General features: G+C 34.2%; 20 protein-coding genes. 15 read left to right on the top strand and 5 right to left on the bottom strand.

The genetic code is table 11. The features are described 5' to 3' along the window. Window positions 1–102: 102 nt before the first annotated feature. A complete protein-coding gene (locus tag FC97_RS04130; protein ID WP_056967846.1) occupies window positions 103–2,655 on the bottom strand; it encodes a YhgE/Pip domain-containing protein in 2,553 nt (850 codons plus the stop codon). 141 nt (window positions 2,656–2,796) lie between these two features. On the opposite strand from FC97_RS04130, the gene FC97_RS04125 reads away from it, so the two are divergent. From FC97_RS04125 to FC97_RS04115, 3 genes are all read left to right on the top strand, one after another. Next, entirely contained in the window at window positions 2,797–3,387 is a 591-nt protein-coding gene (locus FC97_RS04125; RefSeq protein WP_054643035.1) for a TetR/AcrR family transcriptional regulator, read from the top strand. Window positions 3,388–3,507: 120 nt separating this feature from the next. Further along, window positions 3,508–4,791, top strand: a complete 1,284-nt coding sequence (rpoN, locus tag FC97_RS04120; RefSeq protein ID WP_054643036.1) for an RNA polymerase factor sigma-54 — start codon at window positions 3,508–3,510, stop codon at window positions 4,789–4,791. Between the two features lie 101 nt (window positions 4,792–4,892). After that, window positions 4,893–5,825, top strand: coding sequence for an AEC family transporter (locus tag FC97_RS04115; RefSeq protein WP_056967844.1), 933 nt, complete (start codon window positions 4,893–4,895; stop codon window positions 5,823–5,825). A 35-nt stretch (window positions 5,826–5,860) separates the two neighbouring features. Here the strand turns inward: FC97_RS04115 and FC97_RS04110 are convergent, their stop codons facing one another. Together FC97_RS04110 and FC97_RS04105 are read right to left on the bottom strand one after the other, a co-directional pair. Then, window positions 5,861–6,634, bottom strand: coding sequence for a MurR/RpiR family transcriptional regulator (locus FC97_RS04110; RefSeq protein WP_054643037.1), 774 nt, complete (start codon window positions 6,632–6,634; stop codon window positions 5,861–5,863). Window positions 6,635–6,720: 86 nt separating this feature from the next. Continuing rightward, window positions 6,721–8,052 carry a PTS sugar transporter subunit IIC gene (locus tag FC97_RS04105; protein ID WP_054643038.1) on the bottom strand — a complete coding sequence of 444 codons (1,332 nt, stop codon included), beginning with the start codon at window positions 8,050–8,052 and terminating at the stop codon, window positions 6,721–6,723. Between the two features lie 151 nt (window positions 8,053–8,203). Between FC97_RS04105 and FC97_RS04100 the strand changes: the two genes are divergently transcribed. After that, window positions 8,204–9,391: a neutral/alkaline non-lysosomal ceramidase N-terminal domain-containing protein gene (locus FC97_RS04100; RefSeq protein WP_054643039.1), complete on the top strand. Its 1,188-nt coding sequence runs from the start codon at window positions 8,204–8,206 to the stop codon at window positions 9,389–9,391. Between the two features lie 378 nt (window positions 9,392–9,769). On the opposite strand, the gene FC97_RS04095 is transcribed toward FC97_RS04100, so the two are convergent. After that, on the bottom strand, window positions 9,770–10,717 hold the full coding sequence (locus tag FC97_RS04095) for a LysR family transcriptional regulator (protein WP_054643040.1): 948 nt from the start codon (window positions 10,715–10,717) through the stop codon (window positions 9,770–9,772). 226 nt (window positions 10,718–10,943) lie between these two features. Between FC97_RS04095 and FC97_RS04090 the strand changes: the two genes are divergently transcribed. The 4 genes from FC97_RS04090 to FC97_RS04075 all read left to right on the top strand — a co-directional run bounded on the left by FC97_RS04090 (window position 10,944) and on the right by FC97_RS04075 (window position 15,456). Continuing rightward, on the top strand, window positions 10,944–11,564 hold the full coding sequence (locus FC97_RS04090; RefSeq protein WP_054643041.1) for an NADPH-dependent FMN reductase: 621 nt from the start codon (window positions 10,944–10,946) through the stop codon (window positions 11,562–11,564). Next, on the top strand, window positions 11,565–13,988 hold the full coding sequence (locus FC97_RS04085; protein WP_056967842.1) for a flavocytochrome c: 2,424 nt from the start codon (window positions 11,565–11,567) through the stop codon (window positions 13,986–13,988). Window positions 13,989–14,120: 132 nt separating this feature from the next. After that, window positions 14,121–14,939, top strand: coding sequence for a MerR family transcriptional regulator (locus FC97_RS04080; protein WP_054643042.1), 819 nt, complete (start codon window positions 14,121–14,123; stop codon window positions 14,937–14,939). Between the two features lies 1 nt (window position 14,940). Beyond that, window positions 14,941–15,456 (top strand): NAD(P)H-dependent oxidoreductase, encoded by a 516-nt coding sequence (locus tag FC97_RS04075; RefSeq protein WP_054643043.1) that lies wholly within the window; start codon window positions 14,941–14,943, stop codon window positions 15,454–15,456. Window positions 15,457–15,513: 57 nt separating this feature from the next. Here FC97_RS04075 and FC97_RS04070 read toward each other — a convergent pair whose 3' ends face one another. Beyond that, a complete protein-coding gene (locus tag FC97_RS04070; RefSeq protein ID WP_225868740.1) occupies window positions 15,514–16,488 on the bottom strand; it encodes a MucBP domain-containing protein in 975 nt (324 codons plus the stop codon). Between the two features lie 267 nt (window positions 16,489–16,755). Between FC97_RS04070 and FC97_RS04065 the strand changes: the two genes are divergently transcribed. The 7 genes from FC97_RS04065 to nfsA all read left to right on the top strand — a co-directional run bounded on the left by FC97_RS04065 (window position 16,756) and on the right by nfsA (window position 24,983). After that, on the top strand, window positions 16,756–18,729 hold the full coding sequence (locus FC97_RS04065; RefSeq protein ID WP_143442736.1) for a hypothetical protein: 1,974 nt from the start codon (window positions 16,756–16,758) through the stop codon (window positions 18,727–18,729). Between the two features lie 199 nt (window positions 18,730–18,928). Beyond that, on the top strand, window positions 18,929–20,038 hold the full coding sequence (locus FC97_RS04060; RefSeq protein WP_054643046.1) for an ABC transporter ATP-binding protein: 1,110 nt from the start codon (window positions 18,929–18,931) through the stop codon (window positions 20,036–20,038). A gap of 18 nt (window positions 20,039–20,056) precedes the next feature. Continuing rightward, entirely contained in the window at window positions 20,057–20,914 is an 858-nt protein-coding gene (locus FC97_RS04055) for a PucR family transcriptional regulator (RefSeq protein ID WP_054643047.1), read from the top strand. 60 nt (window positions 20,915–20,974) lie between these two features. Next, window positions 20,975–22,747 (top strand): beta-N-acetylglucosaminidase domain-containing protein, encoded by a 1,773-nt coding sequence (locus FC97_RS04050; protein WP_056967840.1) that lies wholly within the window; start codon window positions 20,975–20,977, stop codon window positions 22,745–22,747. Window positions 22,748–22,895: 148 nt separating this feature from the next. After that, window positions 22,896–23,462: a PepSY domain-containing protein gene (locus tag FC97_RS04045; protein WP_158163543.1), complete on the top strand. Its 567-nt coding sequence runs from the start codon at window positions 22,896–22,898 to the stop codon at window positions 23,460–23,462. A gap of 125 nt (window positions 23,463–23,587) precedes the next feature. Next, window positions 23,588–24,175, top strand: coding sequence for a TetR/AcrR family transcriptional regulator (locus tag FC97_RS04040; protein ID WP_054643051.1), 588 nt, complete (start codon window positions 23,588–23,590; stop codon window positions 24,173–24,175). 67 nt (window positions 24,176–24,242) lie between these two features. Continuing rightward, window positions 24,243–24,983 carry an oxygen-insensitive NADPH nitroreductase gene (gene nfsA / locus FC97_RS04035; protein WP_054643052.1) on the top strand — a complete coding sequence of 247 codons (741 nt, stop codon included), beginning with the start codon at window positions 24,243–24,245 and terminating at the stop codon, window positions 24,981–24,983. Window positions 24,984–25,111 lie beyond the last annotated feature (128 nt).

The raw sequence follows: 25,111 nt of genomic DNA, 5'->3' as shown, positions 1-25,111 counted from the left end.
AAAAGTGCTCCTAAAATTGTTAGATTATGTCTAACAATTTTAGGGCACTTCAAATCTTTAGACGTTTTATCTATTGATTTGAGGACCTTAGTGATTAGTAAGTTAAACAATTGAATGTTCAGCGGCTTCTTTAGTATAGTCGATTTCTGAGATATGAGTTTTTCTTCTAATAAAGAAAAGGATACTGAGAAGTGAGAATAGTAAAGTGATAGCTAAAAGTGTCAACATATCAGATACGGCTGAATCACCAATCATTAATGTTTGTCTTAAACCGTCAACACTGTAAGACATTGGTAACCAAGGATGAATTGATTCGAAGAATTTATTAGATAATTGAATAGGATAGGTTCCGGCAGATCCGCCAAGCTGAAAGACTAGGAGAATCATGCTAAGAAATGAACCAACTTTACCAAGAACTAGATTAAGCCAGTGAACAATTGACATGAAGGTTAGTCCAGTTAGGACAAGCATTACCAATGTAATAAAAGGACGAACTGGAGCTAAGCCATCAATAAGGCTGAGCAGCAAGGAGACGGCAATCGCTTCTAGAAGAACGAAAGCACCAGTTATAGTGGCTTTACTGGCCCACCAACTAACACCTGTACGTGGAAACTTTCTAGGTGTATAGATATCAAACATTAGATTGAAGGCTAAAGCACCAACGAATAGGGAAACAGATAACATGTAAGGAGCCATTCCGGTACCATTGTTTGGCGCAGTATCTTTTTCTTTATGTTTGGTTGTAGTTGGTTTAGCGATTTGGTCATAAGTTAAATTAGTAGCTTTAATATTGGATTTCTTAGCCCCAGCGGATAATTCTTTGTTTAAAGTATTATTACCAGAAGTTACTTGTTGTAAGCCACTACCCATTTGACTGGAACCGTCGGCTAATTTTTCGGAACCATTGTTTATTTGTTGCGCACCTGAAGCTAGTTGAGTAGCACCACTAGTTAGAGTTGTACCATTAGTAACTAATTGATTGATGCCAGAGTTGAGGGAATCAGCTCCGGTTGCTAATTGGCTAATACCCGATTTCAAGTTTGGCATTTGACTGTTTAGTTCACCAATACCGTTGTTAAGACTGGAAGCACCAGTATTTAAAGTGGAACTATTGTCTGCTAGTTGATTGATACCGGCATTCAACTGGGCGGTACCATGTGTTAATTGAGCAGTATTAGCATTTAATTCACCGATACCATTGCTTAACTGATTCATACCAGATGAGGCATTTTGCAACTGTGTTGTAAGTTGCTGAGAACCGGCTGTTAATTGGGCAATGATAGTTGATAAATCACCGCCACTGTTTGAAAGACTATCTAATTGTGATAAAGCACTTTCTTGAGTAGTCATGAGTGTAGTTAAATCTTTTGATAAAGTATCAGTGAGCTGACTTAAATTACTGTTGTCTGAAGAATTTATTGCATCGAGGATGGCGGCTTTTTGTGTAGCAGAGAGTCCTTGTTGATCGGCTATTTGAGAAACTTTTTGATTGGTTTGATTATTTGAGTCAGTTTGAGCTTTGATAGCTTCTTGTAAAGAGGTTAGATCATTTTTGATAGTATTAGCTTGTTGACTATTGTTGCTGGCAAGTTGGGTCTTGAGGTTCTTAATTGAACTTTCAACTTGAGTGGTATTATCCAAGTTGTCACTGACTTTTTGTAAGTTATCAGTTAACTCTTGGCTAGCTGTGTGTAGTTGGTTTAATCCTGAATTTAGAGTTTGAGAATTGGTAGCCAAAGTATTAGTTCCGTTGTTTAGGGCCTGAGAGCCGGAATTCAAACTATTGCTAGCGGTATTCAAACTAGTTACGCCACTAGTATAATTTTGCAAGCCTGATGTTAAAGCACTACTACCGGTTGCTAATTGGTTGATACCACTAGTTAAGGTTGAGGATTTATCATTCAGCTGTTGAATGCCACTAGTTAAAGTCTGACTGCCGGATGCAACTTGATCAACTCCTGAGATGTACTGATTTAAACCTTGGTTAAGAGTATTAGCACCACTACTGAAAGTTAAAGAACTAGTAGCTAGGGTATTGAGACCGGCTGTTAATTCTGAATTGGCACTTTCTAACTTTTGTCCACCGGTTGTTAATTTTTGGCTTCCTGTGGCGGCTTTATCCATACCTTGAGAAACTTGTTTGAGGGCGTGAAACATTGTCTTGGAATAAGTCTTAGTCACTTGTTCAGAAACACCTTGAGCGGCTTGTTGGGCGGCCGAAGCGGTCATTTTGGAGGCTGTGAAATTGTGTCCAGCGCTAGTCTCGTAGTGTAATACCATTTTTTTAGGTTTTTCATTTAATAATGTGGTAGCATTTTGAGAAAAGCTTTTAGGAATGGTAATGACCATATAGTATTTGCCATCACTTAAACCTTTCTGTGCCTGTTGTTCTGAATCAAGAATATGAAAGTCCATATTCTTAGAATTTCTGAGCTTTTTAGTAAGATCTTTTCCAACTTTTAAGTCTGTACCTTGATAATTTACAGATTTATCGTTGTTGACGACGGCAACTGGTAAATTTTTTAATTGTCCATATGGATCCCACATGGATTTAAGAAAAGTAACAGAATAGATGGATGGAATGAAGATCATAACCGCAAAGACGATGATCATTAGTTTATGTTTTAGTAGATATTTCCATTCCTCTTTAATCATTTGGCTTACCTCTTTTAGAAAATATGTTATAGTTGGCATGAATTAATACTCAACTGTGGCTTAGATGATAAACATATAAATATATCCTTTCCACAACATAAATACACAAAGTGTGCATTATCTTAAAAAAGGGGAAATTAAATGACAAAAATTGACCGTAGAGTACAGAAAACTAATCAGGTTTTGCAAACTGCTTTTAGGGAGATTGCTAGGAATACCAGCTATCGCAACATCACAGTTAAAAGGTTAACCGAAACTGCAGGAATCAATCGCAAGACATTTTATCTACATTATGATTCTATTGACGACTTTTCTAATACTGTCGTAGATGAAATTGCGGATAAATTGCTAGCTCTAATTACTGGGCAGCCATTAAAGGAAAGTCTTGCTAAACCTGGTTATATCTTTGATAGGGTATTTGATTTCTTTCAACAATCACGTGAATTCTATACTTTTATGATGACGTCAATGGATTACAGTTTCTTATCTAGAAAGGTTGAGGCCAAAGTAGCTGAAGGATTTGCTCGAGCAATCCAAGAACAATATGGAACTTCTCAATTAGATTCTTATATTTGTGCTAGTTTTTTTATTCGCAATACTTTGATGATGTTTCGTTTATACAGTAGTGGATTGGTACAGTTGGATAGAAGTGAGTTTAGAAATCGTTTGATTCGTTTGAATACCAGTGGTCTAAGTTCGTTTATTGATTTAAATCGCCAATCGGAAAAATAAAGTTGGTGAGAGTAAATACAAATATCTAAAAAAGCGCTATCATTATATTAGTTATTATATTTGACGAAAAAAAGTATTTTAATAATTTTTGAATAAAATAACGGAAGGAGCGTGAAATTAATGGAATTAAAACAAAATTTGAACCAGAAACAGGTTCAAGGTTTGTCTCTAACGCAGGGAATGAGACAATCAATTTTAGTGTTACAATCAGATGCTATTGATTTAGCAGAATATTTAAATGAACAGAGTTTGGAAAATCCACTTTTCGATGTGCATGTCGATTTGGATATGCCATTTGTTGAAAACAGTGATCGGGCCTCTTATCAAATTAAGGATGATCAACAATCGTTGTTTGAGTATCTTTTGGACCAAGTTCAACTAACAATGCGTAAAACACCTTTACGTGATCTGGTTGTTTATTTGATTGAACAATTAGATCCTAATGGTTATTTAACAATGTCAGATAAGGAGATCTTTGCAGAACTCAAAGATATTACGCCAATCATGTTGCTAGATGCCAAAACTCTTTTGCATCAACTTGATCCTCCTGGGATCGGTGCTAGAAATTTGCAGGAATGTCTGTATTTGCAAGCTGAGGCGGATAATGCTGACCCTGCTGTTATGTCGATGTTGAGTGATAATTTTGAAATGTTGGCTAAACATGAATGGAAACAATTGAAACGTAAGTTGAAGTTATCAAATGAGGAGTTACAAAAAAATGTTGATTTTATACAATCATTGACAGCTAATCCCGGGCAAAGATACACTTCTCAAAATGAACAATATGTTGTCCCCGAATTGAGGATTAAGAAAAATAAAGATAAATTAACTTTGTCAGTGACTAAATATGGTCAGCCACAAATTGTTTTTGCTGAAGAAACGTATGACCGTTTGGCACAATCTACTGATGAAGATGTTAAAAAGTATATTTACGAAAAGTACAATCAATACAAATCATTGAGTTATAATTTGCAACGCCGAATTGAGACAATTTCTATTATCGGTAAGTGTATCGTTAAGGCACAGTATAAGTTCTTTATGCAAGAAACTAATGCTTTGGAGCCGCTTTTGATAAGGGATGTTGCTCAGAAGTTACAATTGAGTGAGTCAACTGTAAGTAGAACTATCAATGGAAAATACATTCAAACTGATTTTGGTATTTTTGAACTGAAGAATTTCTTCTCACGTAGAAGTAAAGTAACAGTTGGTGAGGATGATAAATCTGTTGATCAAGTTAAGGCAAAAATTAAAGAGATTTTAGATAATGAAGATAAGAAGAAACCATTGAGTGATCAAAAGATTTCTAACTTATTAATTGAAGATAATTTGAAGATTGCTCGTCGGACTGTAGCTAAATACCGTGAAGAATTAGGGTATCCAGCTACTGGGCGCCGCAGAAAATAATTCAAAATAAAGAAGCATCCATTCAAGATACAAATGGATGCTTTTTTGCTGTGTTGTTTTGGCATAAAACTTTAGTTAAAGTATAACTAGAGGGAAAAATAATGAATATTGGACAACTGATTAATCAAATCATTCTGATGTTTTGTTTGATGCTAGTGGGGGTTTTAATTAACAAATTAAAATTTATGCATGCACAGACGTCGAATGACTTAACAAATGTTTTATTATATATTGTTTCACCGTGTTTAATTATTAATGCATTTGAACAACCTTACTCAAATGATCGAATTAAACAATTTTTGTTGGCAGCCGGAGGGGTAATTTTACTGTACATAGTTGAGATTGTTATTGCCAAATTGGTCTTTGGAAATTTAAAGAATCGTAATTTAAGTAGAATTGCCCAGTACGGTAGTATTTATTCTAACGCCGGATTTATGGGAATTCCGTTGATTAGTTCTCTATTTGGTTCCAAAGGTGTCTTCTTTGCAGTAGTTTCGTTGGCAGCCTTTAACATCTTTAGTTGGACACAGGGAGTATCATTGTTCAAGAATAATGACAGTGGTACAGCTGAAAAAACTAATTGGAAACAGGTTTTATTAAATCCTAATATTATCGCTATTGTCGTTGGAGCAATCTTTTTTGTCTTTTCAGTACAAATCCCAAGTATTCCTAATCAAATCATTAAGGATATTGGTTCGGTAAATACGCCACTATCGATGATTGTGATTGGAAATAGTTTGGCTAATATTAAATTTACCAAGGATATGTTGAATAAAGAGATTGGACTGACGATTCTTTTCCGTAATTTATTGTTTCCAATTTTGGCAATCATTATTTTACGTTTAGTCGGTGTTACCGGAATTGCTTTCTACACAACTATTGTAATGGCCGCCTGCCCAGTAGCAGGATTAGTAGTGCTGTTTACTTTGCAAGTACACGACGATACCGCACCAGCTATATCGGCCATGAGTCTGTCGACAATTTTGTCTTTAGTTACAATTCCATTGATCTTTGCTTTGGGCAATATTTTGTAGGTGAAGATCTTTATCTGTTTAATAGCTGTATAGGATTATCGATTTGAAGCAACAGCGTAGTAATAAGAAATTACTTCGGCAAAGCTGTAGAGAATCGTTCGATTATCAACACGATAAAGAGTATTGTCATTATTTTGAATATTTGTAGACGGCAGAACAATTTTGTTCTTAGTTAATTTCAATAATGGAGTTTCTTGATTCATAGTTATTAGATAAGTTTTTATACCTTTCTTTTTAGCAGCCGTCATTATCTTTTTGTAGGTTTCAATTGAACCAGTAACCGAAAAAATGATTAGTAAATAATCCGAGTCCATAGATGATTCTAAGTAATCGATTTTAATTTTGTCTTGAACAGCTTCGATAAATTTATCTTCAGAGTACATCGAGTAAACCAATTGTTCTGCTGATAAAGCGGTGTTACCGATTCCCAGGGCCTTAACGATTGAATAATCTTTAATGTCTCTGGCTAGTTGAAAGAGAATTTTATCCATATCGATATCTTTGAGAGTTTGAAAAGTGGAAATATATGCATTCATGATTTTCCAAAGATTAGTTTTATCAGATGATATTTTGGTCTGAGATGAATTAATAATATCTTCAACCGCTAATCGAAATTCGGTATAGCCACGATAACCAACTTTTTTAACAAATCTTTGAATTGAAGCGGAAGATACGTTATAGGTTTTAGCGGCTTCTTGAATTGATTTATTAATAATTCCCTTGGGATTGGCAAGGACAGCTTGATAAACATTTTTTTCACTTTTAGTTAATGAAGTGTAGTATATTCCGATTCTCTCTTCTAAATTCATAGTATTCTCTTCTATTCTTTTTTCTTTAATTCTAACAAAATAATCCTAGTATGAGCAGATATGCTTTTATACTAGGATTATTTTTATTATTTTTCAGTTGATGTTTCATTAGAATTATCTTTGATCAATTGACGATCGTAAGCAATCATGAATGGAGCGATTATGGCAAAATCAATAGCAAAGATTATCAACCAGACAACTCCGGCCCGCCAATCAAGAGTAGAAATGATGGCATAGAGTGGAGCTGGCAATGTCCAAGGAACACTCATAGCTGTTTTACTCATCAAGCCCAAAGTGGTTGCATAGTAAGCAATCGGCATGTCAATTAATAAACAGATAAAACTAGGAATGAATGTGAAGAGATTCATAACTGTAGGAATACCGAAAACTTGAGGCTCGTTGATATTGAATAGAGTAGCTGGCCAAGCAACATGTGAAAGTGATTTTAATTGAGGAGATTTAGCGAAAACCAACATACTTACCATAATGGCGAAGTAAACAATTGCTTCACCAAAGATAAAGGTAAAGTTACCAACGTAAATATTAGTTAGAGGTTTGTGTGCAGCATATTCTTGCAAGTTTTGAACTAAACCGGCTGTCCAAATAGGTGTTGTAACAGCACTAATCATATTGTCACCATGAATACCAAAGAACCAGAAGATCAAGGCTATTTCAACCAAAATTGTCATAGAAATTAGTGATGCTCCAGCTTTCATCAATGGTTGGAAGACTACGAAGATAGCATCGGCTAGTCCTGTATGAAGTGTAGCTTTCATTATATTATTCAGTCCCAAGAAGAGAACCAAATTAATCAATAATGGTAGTAAAACTTGGAATGGTGCGGCAACTGCTGGTGGAACACTCTTAGGCATTCTGATTGCTATATTATGTTTGATCAATATTCTGTTAATCTCGATAACAAGCAAGCCAATAATGATAGCAGCAAACATAGTATTTGAACCTAATTGTGTAGTATCAATCATTAATTTTCCTTTAACAGTTGTTGGTGGGGCAGCAACCGCAAAGAAGGTCATTAGTGCGACTAAAGAGTTAGGAAATGCGGTCATATTGTAGTGTTGCGCTAGACGATAGGAAACACCAAGAACAACGTAGATAGAAATAATACCGATAGATAAATTATATGGTGTAGCTAATAGATCATAATTTGCTTTAGCCCAGTGCATCCACATTAAAAGAAAATCATTGAACCAATTTGTTGGTTTAACTAATTGAGTATTCACAGGTGGATTGGCGATCATTAAAGCAAGACCACCAATGACAGTGAATGGAACTAAGTTAGTCAAACCGTCACGCAATGCCGCCAAATGTCTTTGATTGGAAATTTTATTGGCAACAGGGACGATTTTGTCATTCATTACTTTTTGAAAATTATCAAAAAAAGCATTAGACGTTTTCATTATTTTCCCTCCCAAATAAACATGTAAGCCTTTACGAGTTCAAGTATATACTGTTTGATATAAAAATCAATAATTAAATAAAATTAGATAAATATATCAAAAATGAATTAAAAGTGCTATTCTGTGGTTAGTGATATTAGGAGGCCGTGTTATGTATATTGGATATGATATGGATAAAATAACACCAAATGTCGGAGTTCAAATGGAAGGATATACTCCACGTTATTCTGATTCAATTCATGATGACTTGTTTGAATCGGTTCTTTATATAGAAAATAAATTTAAATTATTATTTATTTCATTAGACATTGTTGCGGTACCAGGTTTTAGAGCTGATAGGATAAAACGTTTAATTAGTGAAGGATATGATATAGATAGTTCTCAAATAATTATTGCTGCTATACACACGCATTCAGGACCAACGGTGACAGATTTGTTGATAGATAATCCTCAGATTGATAGTAATTATTGGCAGTTAATTACAAATAAGATTATAAAATCGGTGGCTAAGGCAATAAATAATATTAAAGAGGTTTCTGCTACTATGTCCAGTTCAAGGGTGAATCACTTAGCCTATGGTAATCGTAATATTTCTGATGCTCCTTTTAATGATGAAATCATTGAATTAAAATTCTGGAATAATGGACAAATAGTTAACGCACTATTATCGATCGCAACACATCCGACAGTTATGAATGTTAATAATAGAGCTTTAACCTCAGATTTGATTGGACAAATACGTCAAAATTATAAAAAGAAAACAGGGATAACTCCGATAATTTTCTTGGCAGATTGCGGTGATACTAGTACCAGATTTACAAGAAAAGAGAGTACGTTTGGAGAAGTTAAAAGAATCGCTGATTTAGTAATAAATTCTTTGAATCCAGAGGATTCTACAAGTAAAGAACTGGTCGATATGAATGTTAAAGAGGTTAAATATGACTGCTATTATGATCCGATAACGTCAACCACTGCTAATGAATTATGGTATAGAATAAAAAGTGATTATGAACAGGATAATAGTAAAAAAGGTATTTTAGATACATACAAGCATATAAGGTATTATGGGCATACACATTTTACGACAAGTGCATATATATATGATTTTCCTGAATTACGTATTGTGACTTATCCTGGAGAATTAGTTTATGCATTAGGTAGAAAGATACGTGAAGTAGACTCCAAAAAGACAGTTTTAATAACGCTTGCTAATGACTATCGAGGGTATTCGGTGGATAAAAATGAATTTGGAAAATATTTTGAAAGTTATAATAGTGTTTTTCTAAAGGGGATGGCTGATGAATTTGTTGATAAAATTTGTCAACAAATAAAGAATTAGATAGTATCTTTTATTACGTACCTCAAATAGTCTAGAAATATAAAGCAGCATTTATTTAGAGACGTAAACCTAGCTTGCGCCTGTTCTAAATAAATACTGCTATTTTTATATTTAAATTTAAAAAAGGGATAGTAAATAGAACTGTTTATTAGTCTGGAGTAAAAGTTGAAAATGTGGTCAGCTGTGAAGTCATTGTTAGTGGCTCTGCCACTTACAATGAGGCCGGACTTGGAGATCCATTATTTTGCACGGAGTGTGAAATAATTAGCTTCAAACCGCGCCCACAGCGTTCCACCAGCATTTTCAACTTTTGCGGAAGACGGGAATTTTAATCAATTTTGAGAAAGAAACCGTAAAAAGAAAATTTCATCTTTTTATTTACAACAATGTAGGATCCTGATTGATTCTTTCTTGAATGCTATTAAGAAAAGAGTCAACTAAATCTTGTTCAGCTTGATTCAAGGTTCGATCTGCTTGATAGGCAATAAAATAATCAAGTGAAATGATACTTTGTGGCAAAGGATAAATGTTGTATTCATCACTATTAGGAGTGATATAAACACTTTCAGGTAGTAGAGTTACATCCAAACCGCTGGTGGCAAGTTTAGCAGTGGTAAAGATATTGCTACTTTCTAAAACGATATTTGAATTTACTTTGTACTTTTCTAACAGATAATCAACTTGGCGTCGGATAGCGGAACCATGAGTGGTTAGAACAAGTTTTTCTTTTAGCAAGTTTTTAATTGAAATTGAATTTGGTTCTAAAGACTTCTTTCCTTCTTGGAAAAATTGAGAATTCTTAGGAATAATAGCAAAGTAACCATGAGTTCCACGATTGTATACAGTTAATTTGGGCGAAATGGTTTCTGGATTTTGTCCTAGGAGAAAATCAATATCGCCATTTAAAAGTTTTTTCTCATTAGTTTCAGGGATGTCTTCATGGAGTTCAATTTTGACATCAGGATGAGTAGACAAGTATTTTTTCATAAAAAGAGGTAACAAATAGGTTCCTAAGCTAGACAGTACTCCTAAATGAATAACTGTCTTGTTTGGTGAGGAGTATTTAAGAATTCGTCTCTGAAAATTACTCTTTTCAGTCTCGAGAGAATTCAAATATTGATAGTAAATTCTTCCGGCGTCAGTTAATTGCAAAGGGGAGGATTTACGATTGATAATCTCAATTCCTAATTCCTTTTCGGCATTTTGAATTGTTTGTGTTAAATATGGTTGTGAGATATAGAGATCTTTGGCCGCTTTTGTATAATTACCATGTTTTAACAAAGTGTCCAAAAAACGCAGCATATTTAAAGAATCAGTTTTCGGCATAGACTGTCATTCCTAACTTATAGCTATTTACTTATAGCTCAATAATTAAATAAATATTTCACAAATTCACAAGTGTATCCTAGACTAACCTTATAGGAAAAGATATTTAACCTAAAATTAGTGGGTAGCTTTTACTATTAAATAGTACCATTCTGACTACTTACTAAATAATTTAATTTAAAAAAGTTAATTGTGTACCCTTACACAATTTGTGAGGAGATTTGTTATGAAATTAGTTGGAATTGTAGGAACTAATTCTTCAGAGTCAACCAACCGTCGTTTATTACAGTATATGAAACAACATTATAGTGAACAAGCAGAAATTGAAATCTGTGAAATTGATGAAATTCCTGTTTTTAATGAACCAGAGGATAAGACTGCACCTCAAGCTGTTCAAGTGTTGTCAGATAAAATTGCAGCTAGTGATGGCGTGATTTTTGCTACACCTGAATATGATCATTCTATTCCTGCTGTTTTGAAAAATGCTATCGAGTGGTTATCTTACACAACTCGTCCGTTGATCAACAAGCCAGTTATGATTATTGGAGCTTCATTGGGAGCTCTTGGGACTTCACGTGCTCAAGCCCATTTACGTCAAATCCTTGAGGCACCAGAACTTAAGGCTTTAATCATGCCTAATGTTGAATACTTGTTAGGAAGAGCTTTGGAAGCCTTTGATGACGATGGAAACATGGTTTACAAAGATAAGGCTAAGGAATTGGATAATGATTTTATAGAATTCCTTTCTTTCGTTAAGTTAACTGAAAAGTTAACAGCAAATAGTAAATTCTTTGAAATCAGTAAGCAATTTTCTTGGAAACAAGTTGCAAATGGGGAGGATATGTAAATGAAGTTTATTGGAATTGTCGGTACTAATGCCAAAAAGTCATATAATAGAATGCTTTTACAATTCATGCAGAAGCATTTTGCCAATAAGGCAGAAATAGAAATTCTCGAATTAAAAGATGTTCCCATGTTCAATGAATCTAAGGATCAATCTGATAGTCCAATCATTCAAGAATTCAATCAAAAAATTGCAGCTAGTGATGGAGTTATTATCGCCACACCTGAACATAATCACTCTATTCCCGCTGCTTTAAAGAGTATTATCGAATGGTTATCATTTAATTTACATCCTTTAGACGGTAAAGCAGTAATGATTGTTGGTGCTTCATACAATATTCAAGGTTCATCCAGAGCACAATTACATTTACGCCAAATCTTGGATGCTCCTGGAGTTAATGCCAGTGTAATGCCTGGATCAGAATTTTTATTGGGTAAGGCCCAAGATGCCTTTGATGATAAGGGAAATTTGAAAGCACAACGTACAATTGACTTCTTAGATAGTTGTTTTGCTAAGTTTATGAAATTTTCCGATATTATTGCTCAAATGAATATTCCAGAAGATATTACTTATGAACCCGGAACTTTCAAGGTTACCGCAGTTGGTCATAATGGTGATCTACCAATGGAAGTTACTTTGTCGGATGACCGTATTGAAAAGATTGATATCGATACTTCTAGTGAAACTCAAGGTATCGCTGATGTTGCTTTCAAACGTATCCCTCAACAAATTATTGATGGACAAACTTTAAATGTTGATGTTGTTTCTGGTGCATCTATCACTAGTCGTGGTGTAGTTGATGGTGTTGCCAAAGCTGTCAAAATGGCCGGAGCAAATCCTGATATTCTGAAAAAACGTAAGAAATCAAATGGTCCTAATAAGCAAAATGTCGTTGAATATCAAACCGATGTCGTCGTTGTTGGTGCCGGTGGTGCCGGATTAACAGCTGCTGCCAGAACGATTCAGCAAGGTAAAAAGGCAATTGTTCTTGAAAAGTTCCCGGCTATTGGTGGAAACACTGTTCGTGCTGGTGGACCAATGAATGCTGCCGATCCAGAATGGCAAAATAAATTTGAAGAGATTACTGGTGAACGTCATACTCTAAAAGAAATCTCTGAAATTGATGAAAAAACGATTGATGCCGAATATCTAGCTGATTTTAAAGCATTAAAGAAACAAATTAATGAATATCTTAAAGAAAATGAAGATCAAAAAGCTTATCTTTTTGATTCTAAACTTTTGCACCGTATCCAAACTTATCTTGGTGGAAAAAGAACTGATCTCAAGGGCAACAAGATTTATGGTCAATATGACTTGGTAAAAGAATTGACAGATCATGCACTAGAGTCAGTTAAATGGCTTGAAGATATTGGGGTTAAATTTGATAAGTCCCAAGTAACTATGCCAGTTGGAGCTCTATGGAGACGTGGACATAAGCCACTTGGTAGTCAAGGTTTTGCCTTTATTGAAGCTTTGAAGAAGTATCTTGAAAGTAATGACGGACAAATTATCACAGATACTGCAGCTAAAGAATTGATTATCGAAGATGGTCAAGTTAAAGGTATCATTGCTCGTAGTTCTGACGGTAAAAAGATTATTGTACATGCAAAGGCAGTGGTCTTAGCTTCAGGTGGTTTCGGTGCTAATACGAAGATGTTGAAGAAGTACAATACTTACTGGTCTAATATTGATGACAATATTAAAACAACTAATTCTCCGGCTATTACTGGTGACGGAATTCGTTTAGGCCAAAGCGCCGGTGCTGAATTAGTTGGCATGGGTTTCTCTCAAATGATGCCGGTATCTGATCCAGAAACTGGAGAACTCTTCAGTGGCTTACAAGTACCACCACAAAATTTTGTGATGGTAAATCAAAAAGGTAAACGTTTTGTTAACGAATATGGTAGTCGTGATGAATTGACTAAGGCTGCAATTGATAATGGAAGTTTGTTCTATTTGATTGCTGACGACGCAATTAAAGAAACAGCCTATAATACAAGCCAAGCTCAAATTGACAAGCAAGTTGAACAAGGCACTTTGTATCGTGATGATACTTTGGAAGGTTTGGCTAAACAAGTGGGCATGGATCCAGCTACTTTTGTTAAGACTATTAATGATTATAATTCTTATGTTGATGTTGGAGAAGATCCAGAATTCCATAAGAGTGCCTTTGATTTGAAAGTTGAAAAAGCACCATTCTACGCTACGCCTAGAAAGCCAGCTGTTCACCATACAATGGGTGGTTTAAAGATTGATACAGATGCTCACGTTATTAATCAAGATGAAAAGATTATTCCTGGTTTGTATGCCGCTGGTGAAGTTGCTGGGGGAATTCATGCTGGTAACCGTCTTGGTGGAAATTCATTGAGTGACATTTTTACATTTGGACGTATTGCTGCAAATAATGCTTTGAAAGATATGGAATAAAATAATATGAAAAAAGTCCTAAACAAATTTTTATTTTTTGTTTAGGACTTTTTTTGAAGAAAATAAATTCTTCATTGACCTTAACGTAACGTTAAGGTTTAACCTATATGTTATAGAAAGGGAGGAGATTGAATGTTAAAAACAATGGAATTTGCTCAATTGGTGCATACGACTAGAAGAACATTAATCTTTTATGATGAAAAAGGCCTTTTTAAGCCTGCAATCACCTTGTCTAATGGTTATCGCTATTATGAATACAATCAAGTATATCTGTTTGAGTTAATAACATCTTTAAGAAAATCGGGACTTTCTCTTAATCAGATAAATAGTCTATTGAAAGATAAGGATAAAGAAAAACTGGTGGGTATCTTAAATGAATCAGCTAGTAAATTAAAAGATGAAATAGGAAATCTGCAGAATGCATTTGCTGCGATTCAACAGAGAATTGGTGATTTACAAGAATCAAGGGTACTTTTGACATTTAATCATCCTCAAATATTGACATGTAATGCGGAACATTTTTTTTGTTCAGATATGTTAGAAGCATGTGCTCCAAAAGAAATGGCGATTAATTATACAAATTTTAGTAAAGAACTAACAGATAATAAATTACTGATTTCCGGGAATGGTGGTTTTTTAACAAACTTAAAATTATCTTTGTATCAGGAGTATAAGAATGCTAGTTTCCGTTTTATTCAAACTAGTTTTAATGATGTCGCATATGCACTCCCACATCTTGTTAAACCAGCAGGAAATTATCTTGCAATTAAGGTTAAAAACAATAATTCAGATATTATGGCGGGATTGAAGTGTATGCACAATTATGCAAAAAGAAATCATATAAGAACTGTCTCTAATTTATGGCAATTTAATACGTCATTTCATTTAGAAGATAAGGGAGCTTCGTCACATGGAATTCTACAATATCAAATAATAGAAAAGGCAAATTAATATGAAAACAACAATTTTTTTATTTCATCCTAACTTGAAAGAGTCACGAGCTAATGCAGCTTTAATAAAAGATACAAATATTGAAGTACGAGATATTTATGCACTTTATCCTGATGGTAATATTGATGTTAAAGCTGAACAAAATGCATTAACTAAGACTGATAGAATTGTGTGGCAATTTCCAATGTACTGGTTCAGTGGCCCATCTTTATTAAAGAAATGGCAAGATTTGGTTTTGGAACACGGTTGGGCATACGGTCATGAGGGTCATGCCTTAGATGGTAAGGAATTAATGCTGGCGGTAACAGTGGGTGCCAGTAAAAAAGAGTATCGAGTTGGTGGAAAACAGGGCCATACTATAAATGAATATTTATTTCCTATGACGCGTACGGCAAAATATACAAGAATGAAAATCCTTAATCCATTTATTGTCGATGGAGTTTTCCGTATAAGAGATAGTGAATTAATGAGTGAGGCTCAAAGATACCATCAAATATTAAATGACCCTAATTATTAAATAATTGGGAATAAAAGAGACAGCTAATTCAATTTTGAATTAACTGTCTCTTTGTTTTTATAGATTTAAATATTTACTTTCAATATAGTAGCCATCATCCAATTGAGCCCAAACACTATAGTTGTCTAATTGAACTAGTGTTTTAACAAGAACAGCCTGATTACCACGATAACGTTGATTATCCATATCACCATAAGGTGTCTTCCAAGCAGTGACAAATTGATCAGAATAGTAAAGAACTTTAACTGAACGATTAATGTTCATACTATCGATGACTGAATAAGTATAGCTGATGTTACTAGCGGTCTCACTTAGAGGACTTCTTAACATTTCTTGTTGAGATGTTGGTTGTTGAATAATTCTAGTCATGATTCTTTCAGAATTTGGAATCCAAGTGTTGCCACCTAAGTTGTACCAGATTGTACTATTATATGTTTCTTGAACGGCACGGTAAACTTTCCAGTCTGTTCCGAAAGGTAAAGGCTTGTCTAAAGGCAATTTACTAGTTGGTTCACTGAAAACATTGACATTGTCTTTTGTTCGAATGTAGAGATTTCTTTTGATTTTGAATTCTCTAACTGGCAAAACATTATAAATATATTCTTGTTCTTGAACTTTGTCAGTAAATTGACCATGTGGTTCTTTAGGCGAGTGTACTAAAAAGTGATTGGCTTCTTGAAGTGGGTGTGAGTCGAATTGACGGTTCAATTCACCTTCAAGATATTGTGGATCAGCAATTAAGTTACCGTCAGTATTGCGATGATAAACAATAACAGGAGCTGATAGTTGACTAGCATAAACTAAGTAAATTCCATCGGAATTAGGAATAAATGTCTGTTGGAAGTTAGTAACAGATGACAAAACATACCCAGGTATTTCTTGCCAAGGAATATCTAACTTATCTAGATAATGTCCCTTTATAGTAACTGGCTTAGAGATTTCCTTACCTAAGGAATCAACGTAGTGAACCTTAATTTCAACATCATCGCGAGCTATTTTTTTTACTTTTGGTGAGAGTACGTCATTTTCCATAGTTCTTTCCCCGTTATGGGAAAAGTGTTGATTTGTTTGCTTTTTTCCCATAATAATTCCCTTCTAACATGAATTAGTGTAATTCTAACATTAAAAAAATAGGTAACTTCCCTTTATATAGGTATCTTAAGGATATTTAAGATTTTTTTAAGCTTTTTTAACAGTATAAAATTGAGCCATATTCTTGAAAATAAAATGGTCAAAAATGATTTAATATATAAAATCTATATGATAATATTATATTGCTAACTAATAGAAAGGGGTTTCATGATGAGGAAATCAAAAAAACGTTGGTTACTAATACTAGTGTTTATTTCTATATTGTCGGCCTCGTCATTCAATAGACATTATAAAAGTGTTAATGCTCAAGAGGAAGAAACTACTGAGGTGACCCCATATAAGAAGCCAAGTGGTAATTCAAGTAAGTTTTTGGGTATTAGATTAACAAGTGGCTATAGCCTGCAACCGGCAAAGGAAACTTACCTAGAAGTTGGACAAACCAAAGCCATTTCTGGTAATGCGGTACGTTCGCTGGGAACGCTCTCTTTAACTTTAGGCTATACAAGTAAGAAATATCAATGGTATAAATCTACCGATGGAAAGAATTGGAGTAAAGATACATCTAGTTCAGCTAATAAGAAAACTTTGAATATAACTCCAGATAGAGAAGGTAAAACATACTATCAATTGGAAGTTTATTGGCAGACTCCGGGATTACTTGGCCTTACAACGACACATCTATATTCCGATTTAGCGACTGTTAATGCAGTTCCTGAACCGGTAGATGCTACTAGTGTTGAAGTGACGACAGATGATGATTATTTGTACAATTCATCAAATGACATCGTTAATACCGAAACTATAGCACATGCACATCCCAATCCAACTAATTTCACAGGCACAGTTAGTTGGAGTATTGATAATGATAAATTAGCTACTATCGACAGTGAAACAGGGGAAATTGGTGCTAATACTTCTCGTTTATCTGGTGTAGTTAGAGTTACAGCAATACTGCATAATCCGAATGGATCAACCGTTTCCAATTATAAAGATATTACGATTGGTGGTGGCTTGGAAGATCAAACAGTTAAGGCTGGTCAAACAGCAACTTTTGATTTAAGAGGAAACATCGGCGATTTAGATGAAGGCGATGATAAGGAGAATGAAAGCAATTATACAATTAAATGGTATAAAGAAGATCCCATCACACATGCTCGTGAACAAATACAAAAAGATGATCCACAGGCACTTTCTTATACGACACCTAAGGCAACGTTGAATGATGATGGAACTTTATTCCTGGCTATTATACAAGTGAAATATAATGGTAAAACTTATTCATACACAACGAATGATGCCTTTTTGTATGTTAAACCAGAAGGTGGACCAAATATTTCTATTACTAATACTATGAAAAATAGTACGTATAATGATGGTACAAACACAGAAAATATGTTGTTTGGTGTAAACAATGGCGATCAGATAACCTATCACGATACCTTAGAAAATAATACCTCGGGTGGGCGTTTAAATGATGCCAAGTATACTTTGCCATTGAGAAATGGAACGACTATTAAGTCAGTTAAAGTTGATGGTGTAGAAACTGACAATTATGAATTGTCGAAAAATTCAACAACCGATGCAACTGATTTGATCGTTTCAAATTTGAATTTTGACATTAACGAAAGTCATACGGTTGATGTTGAAACCGAAGTAGCGGGAATAGATAAAAAAGATAGCTTTAGTTCAATTCCTTATATCAGCGGGAAGGATGACGATGGAGTTTCCTATCAGAAGATAGGTAATCAGAATGTAATCAACTATACTTTAGACGCCGTAGCAATAAAGAAGGCAAACGATATCGACTATGGAACATTAAATTCTGTTATGTCTGAAGGAATCTTGAATCGCCAAGATGAACTGAATTTACCTAACAATATCGTTGATATTGAGGATACAAGAAGAAATAAGAAACCAGTAACTTTGAGTGTTGAGCAAGTAGGTGAATTTACTAATGAAAATTCTGACGTATTATCAGGTCATTTAAGATTTTATAATGGTAAAAATTTCTATGACCTGTTGGACAATCCGACTTCGATTTATCAAACTGAAAATGATGAGACTTTGAATTCACAAGGTTGGAGTCGAGACGAAGGAATTTTATTATATATGAATTCTCAAATGAATAAAGCCGGAACGTACAAGACAACTCTTAGCTGGGAAATTAGCGATAGTGTATAAACATGATCCAAATAAAAAGACGTTCATATTTACCAAGTATTGATAGGTAATATGAATGTCTTTTTGAGTTTTTAGTAAAAGTGTACAAAAATACTGATTGATTTTAGTTGATTTGTAATATTAATGAAAGCGCTTTTAAAATACAATAGACATATCAATTAAAGATAAACTAATAACTAACAGTTGAGAGGTTTTAATTATGGTAGAGATTGATTTAAATCACATTTATAAAAGATATGCCAACGCTGAAGAAGATAACTACGCTGTTTCAGATTTTGACTTACACATTAAAGATAAGGAATTCATCGTTTTCGTCGGACCTTCAGGTTGTGGTAAGTCAACAACTTTACGTATGATTGCTGGACTAGAGGATATTACTAAAGGTGAGTTGATCATCAATGGTAAATATGAAAATGATACGGCTCCTAAGGATCGTAACATCGCTATGGTTTTCCAGAACTATGCTTTGTACCCACATATGACTGTATTTGATAACATGGCTTTTGGTTTGAAACTACGTAAATATGACAAAGATAAGATCAAAGAGAAGGTTGACTATGCTGCTAAAGTTCTAGGACTAACAGAATATCTAGACAGAAAACCTGCTGCTTTGTCAGGTGGTCAAAGACAACGTGTTGCTTTAGGAAGAGCTATTGTTCGTGATGCACCTATCTTCTTGATGGATGAACCTCTATCAAACTTGGATGCTAAACTTCGTGTCAGCATGCGTGCTGAAATTGCTAGATTGCATCAAGAATTACATACAACAACAATTTATGTTACCCATGATCAAACAGAAGCTATGACAATGGCTGACAGAATCGTTGTTATGTCAATGGGTGAAGTTCAACAAATCGGTACTCCTAAAGAAGTATACGAATCACCTAAGAACAAGTTTGTTGCCGGATTTATCGGTTCACCTTCAATGAACTTCTTTGATGTTCACTACAAAGATGGTATCGTTACAGATAGCGAAGGCTTGACATTGAAGCTTCCAGAAGGTCGTTCAAAGGTTCTTGATGAAGCTGGATATGACGATAAGGATGTTACTTTAGGTATTCGTCCAGAAGATATTCACGCTGAAGGTGCTATGGAAGAGACATTCCCAGAAGCTACAGTTGAAAGTGAAGTTGTGGTTTCTGAATTACTTGGTGCTACATCAATGCTTTACTCAAGAGTTGATGGTACAGAGTTTGTTGCTATTGTTGATGCCCGTGATTATCACAAACCAGGTGATAAAGTTCATTTGACATTCGATTTAAACAAAGCACATTTCTTTGATGAAAAGACCACAGACGCAATCCGTTAAAATAGGTGGTTAAAATGTATGCTAGGAAGTATTGCTAAATTATTGGAATTGTATCCAGATGCCAAAGTAGTTATAGAACCTAGTTCTGATCCCCATAATTACAATTTCTTGATATCTGGACAGTGGGTAACAATCAAAAAAGATCATTTAAGTAACCGAGAGAAGTTTCTCCTATCACTTGTCAGTCAAGATAATAATAATAAATCCATTAATAACCAATGGTGGAATTTCTTAGTTCACGAGACTGATAAAATTCCTGCCGAAAAAATTAATGTTCGGGTACTCCAATTTGAAGTACAGAAGTTGGAATCTGATGATCGAGCCAATGAGTGGTTGAGCGTATTTGAAGATACGTTTGATGACGTTGTAGATAGTTTCTGGATCAACAAGTATACCGGAATATTGATTGAAAAAGAGACCAATACAAATATGGACAAGCTCGAAGTCCAAAGAATGATAGAGTTAGTAGATTCCGATTTCTATACTAAAAGTCATGTTTATGTTGGCCAGTTTTGGCCAGTCAATGATAAACTCCCCAATATTTTTGACATGGAACGACAATTATTTCATAAATCGCTAGAAATGAAAGAAAGAGTTAATAATTTATCTACTGTTATTTTGGATTTTTTGATTGAACAAAATCTGAAAAATACAGATATGTTTAAGTCATTAAAAACCAAAATCAATATTGATTCTAAGACTACGCAAATGATCAATACTTTGTACAAGTGTGATTCTAATTTAGCTAAGACTTCAAAGATGCTCTTTTTACATCGAAATACATTATTATATCGAATGGAGAAATTCCATGAACAGACCGGTTTTGATTTGAAAGATCGTGATGATTTAGTTTTATGCTTTTTGTTACTGAAGTAAAAAAGCAAGGTTGGGCAAAACATAATGTTTTGGTCAACCTTTTTTTGAGGGAGAAATAATATGAAGTATAAATTGTTTCCAATTCCACAGGATTTAGTCTATGACGAAGGTACTATTTCATTATTGCCTAAAGTTAATCTGATAATGGATCAAAATTTGGATCAATATACTAAAAATAGGGTGCTGGGAATACTCAAGGAATTTCAAATTGGGTTTGAAACTAATACGCAGATCAGTGCTGAGATGATCAATATAATTATTCGAATATCTAAACATCCATCTCATCATTATGACGGTTATAAACTAATGATTACCGAATCCAAAATTCAATTATTTGGCGACAATACTGATGCTGTTTTCTATGGACTGGCTACCCTGAGACAGATTTTGAAACAATCTCAAGGACTTAAGGTACAACAATTGGCAATACGAGATTATGCAGACGTAAAAAATCGAGGCTTTATTGAGGGTTATTATGGTAATCCTTGGTCGGATGCCGATCGAATTAATTTAATGCGTTTTGGTAGTGATTTGAAGTTAACACAGTATGTCTTTGCGCCGAAAGATGATCCTTATCACAACGAAAAATGGCGTGAACTTTATCCCCAGAAGCGGTTAAATAAAATTAAAAAATTGGCTCAAGTTGGTAATGAGACTAAAACCAAGTTTGTTTGGACGCTTCATCCATTTATGCATGATCCAATCCGTTTTGATCGGAATTATATTAGTGATTTAAGAATTATTGAGAAAAAATTTGATCAATTAATGTTAGTTGGTGTCAGAGAATTTGGTATTCTAGCGGATGATGCACCTTGGCCTAAGCATGGGGATGATGACTATATTAAGTTGATGAAAGATATGTCAAATTTCCTAAAGAAACGTAAGAGAAATTATCCTGATTTGGTTACAGATATGATTTTTGTGCCGTATTACTATTATTCAGATGGAGCCAAGGACAATGGACATTATGATTTACGTGACTTGAATGCAGGTTTACCTAAGAATATTCATATGGTAGTTACCGGTGGAAAAACATTTGGAGTTGTTTCGAACGAGTTTTTGAATGTTTTGAAAGATAATTTAACAGTCAAAGGTGCAGAATATCGCCCAGTACAATTGTGGATCAATTGGCCGGTAAATGATGGTTCTAGAAATAATTTGATTATGGGTGGCGCTAAGCATTACTTACAGGCTCAAGCAGATAGTAAGAAAATCTACGGCGTCATGTTGAATCCTATGATGCAATCAGAAGCCTCTAAACCAGCAATTTTTATCAATGCGGCTTATTCTTGGAATATTTGGGCTGACAGTGAAACTGAATGTCAAATTGAACATAATGCTTTTAATTATGTTGAGAATCAAACTTTTAAATCATCTAAAGGTTCCAAGGCTTTGGAAAATTTAGCACAACATATGCAATTCAATGGAGCTATGCCTGAGCTCAATTTAGAGTCACCTAATTTAGATACAAAATTGCGTCAATTTATTGAAGAGATGGATGAGAAAACAACATCTCCAAAAGAGATTAATAATTTAAAACATGAGTTTACTAAGATTAAACAAGATGCATTGTACTTTAAGGTTAATGGGCAAAAGAATTTGCGTGATGAAATGTTACCTTGGTTGGACAATGCCATTGATCAGATGCAGTCACTAGAATTCATTTGCGATTATTTAAACACGGGAAAACAAGAATTCTTGAGCAATGCTAAGGAAACCTATCAGGAATCACAGACTCATACTTTTGATTACTTACAGGAGATTAAGCAAGCTGAATTTGGATCACAGAGTATCGCACCATTTTTGAAAGAAATGTTGACAGTTGTAAAATAATTTCAATACAGATATTTACATAACCAAGATGTAATATTTGTACTTTGGGTTAAAAATGTTATCTAAAAATCCTATTCCTTTTTGTTGTGTATGTAGAAATGAATTCAGTATACTTAACTTACAAAGTAATCAAAAAAGTGAGGATACGATGATGAAAAAACGTTTTTTAACAATTACTGTCGCCATATTCATGTTTGTTTTACTTGTAGGTTGTTCCACAAATAATACTAGTAGTGCATCAAATAAAACTAGTTCTACGAAGGTATTGAAAGATACTATCAAAGTTAGTGCTAATGATGCCATTAAAATTTATCAAAAGAAATATCCTAAGACGGATATCACTTCTCTGGAATTAGAAAAATCATTTAGAGGTCCTGTCTATAAAGTAGAAGGAATTGATGAACTGAGGGAATATCAAGTTACAATTAATGCCAAAAATAAAAAGATAATTCAAAATTCTGAAGAAGAATTAGATGAAGAAGATCAGAATGAAACTACTCGTAAGAATGAGAGTTTGGATTTGAATAAATTGATTAGCGTTAAAAAGGCGGCCACAATAGCTGAAAATGCGGCAAAAGGTGACAGTACTGAATTTAATTTGGATAAAGATTTGGGAATCACTTATTGGGAAGTTAAGGTTAAAAATGGTTCTCAAGAAAAAGAAGTCAAAATCAATGCTCAGAGCGGTAAAGTTTTGAAAGTTGAAAATGATTAACTTTTAAAAGAGTGAGACAAGTGGATTGTATCCAGTCTCGCTTTTTTTATTATTTCAGTTTTTGACTAATCGTTACAAAACTATTAGAATATAATTTATAATCGTTTTTGCAAGGGGTGAAAAAGTTGAAGCAGACGGGTAGACCGCGATTATTTGACCAAGATAAAGTAATAGAAGACGCAATGAAAGTTTTTTGGGAGAAGGGCTACGAAGCCAGTTCAACCGATGATTTGTGTAAGGCAACAGGTTTAGGACGAAGCAGTTTATACAATGCTTTTGGCAACAAACATGATTTATATAAAAGAACTCTAAAGAAATATCACGAACAATGGATGGCGGTTCAATTGAATATTTTGACTCAACCAATCCCTGTAAAAAAGCGAATTGAAAATTTATTTACTTGGTCAATGGATCGAGATTTTGAAAAAAACAGTAATGGTTGTTTTCTGATTAAGGCCTCAGTGGAGAGATCTCAGTCAGATAGTGATGTTCAAAAGTGGGGCGATGTTCATGCTAAATTTTTGGAACAAACTCTTTTAAAAATCGTCAATGAGGGAATAGAGTCTCATGAAATTGAATCTGAAAAAACGGTTAATGATTTGGTACAGAGTTTATTGTGTAGTTATTATGGTCTTAGGACGCTAAATGCCACGATTCGTAATAAGAAAGTGGCGGAGCAAATGGTTCAAGCAACAATGACAAACATTGCATAGCTTTGTTTGTTTTAATTTTTAAGTATTTTGTACTAATTGTTACAAAAAGCAAATGGGAGTTAATATTATGAATCAAACTTTAGAAACTATTTATCAACATGTATCCGTTAGATCTTTTACAGAAGAGAAATTAACTCAAAATGAAATCAAAGAGCTAGTAACTGCCGCACAGTCAGCAGCAACAGCCAGTTATCAACAATCGTATTCAATTATCGGCATTACGGATGATAAAATTAAATCAAAAATAGCTGAATACGCTGGTAATCAGCCTTTTATAAAGGAAAGTCCCGAGTTATTCATTTTCATTGCAGATTTACATCGTAATAAAGAAATGTCCAAGCGCTTGGGAATAGATGTCTCTCGAGCAATTGAGAACGTTGACGCAACGATTGTTGGTGCTGTTGATGCTTCAATTGCGGCACAAAATATGGTGATTGCGGCCGAATCTATGGGATTAGGTACATGTTATATCGGTGGAGTTAGGGATGGTATTGAGGAAATATCAAAATTATTAGAAATTCCCAATGATGCCTACCCAGTTTTTGGACTTGTGATTGGACATCCTGATCAAAGAAACGACCTTAAACCTAGAATTCCATTCGATGGTATTTATACAACTAATAAGTACTTTAAAGATGAATCAAAAATAATAGATGATTATAATGAAGAGACAAGATCATATTATCAAAATAGATCAGGAAGAAAATCTAATCGTACTTGGGCTGATACGTCAATTAAAAGTATAGAAAAGCATCCTAGAGATTATATGAAGAGATTTTTGAATAAACGAGGGTTAGCCAAATATTAATCTGTAGGAAAACACCATTTAGTGTTGGAAACAAAAAGCATGTATCCTTTTGGATGCGTGCTTTTTGTTTTTTAGATTGTCGGTTGAGAAAATTCTTTATTTTAGTGACGAGTAGAGTGTATAAAAAA

It is taken from the genome of Companilactobacillus kimchii DSM 13961 = JCM 10707, assembly GCF_001435445.1.
GTDB lineage: Bacteria > Bacillota > Bacilli > Lactobacillales > Lactobacillaceae > Companilactobacillus > Companilactobacillus kimchii.
Note: the sequence above shows the minus strand (reverse complement) of the source record. Positions and strands in the feature narration are given on the sequence as shown.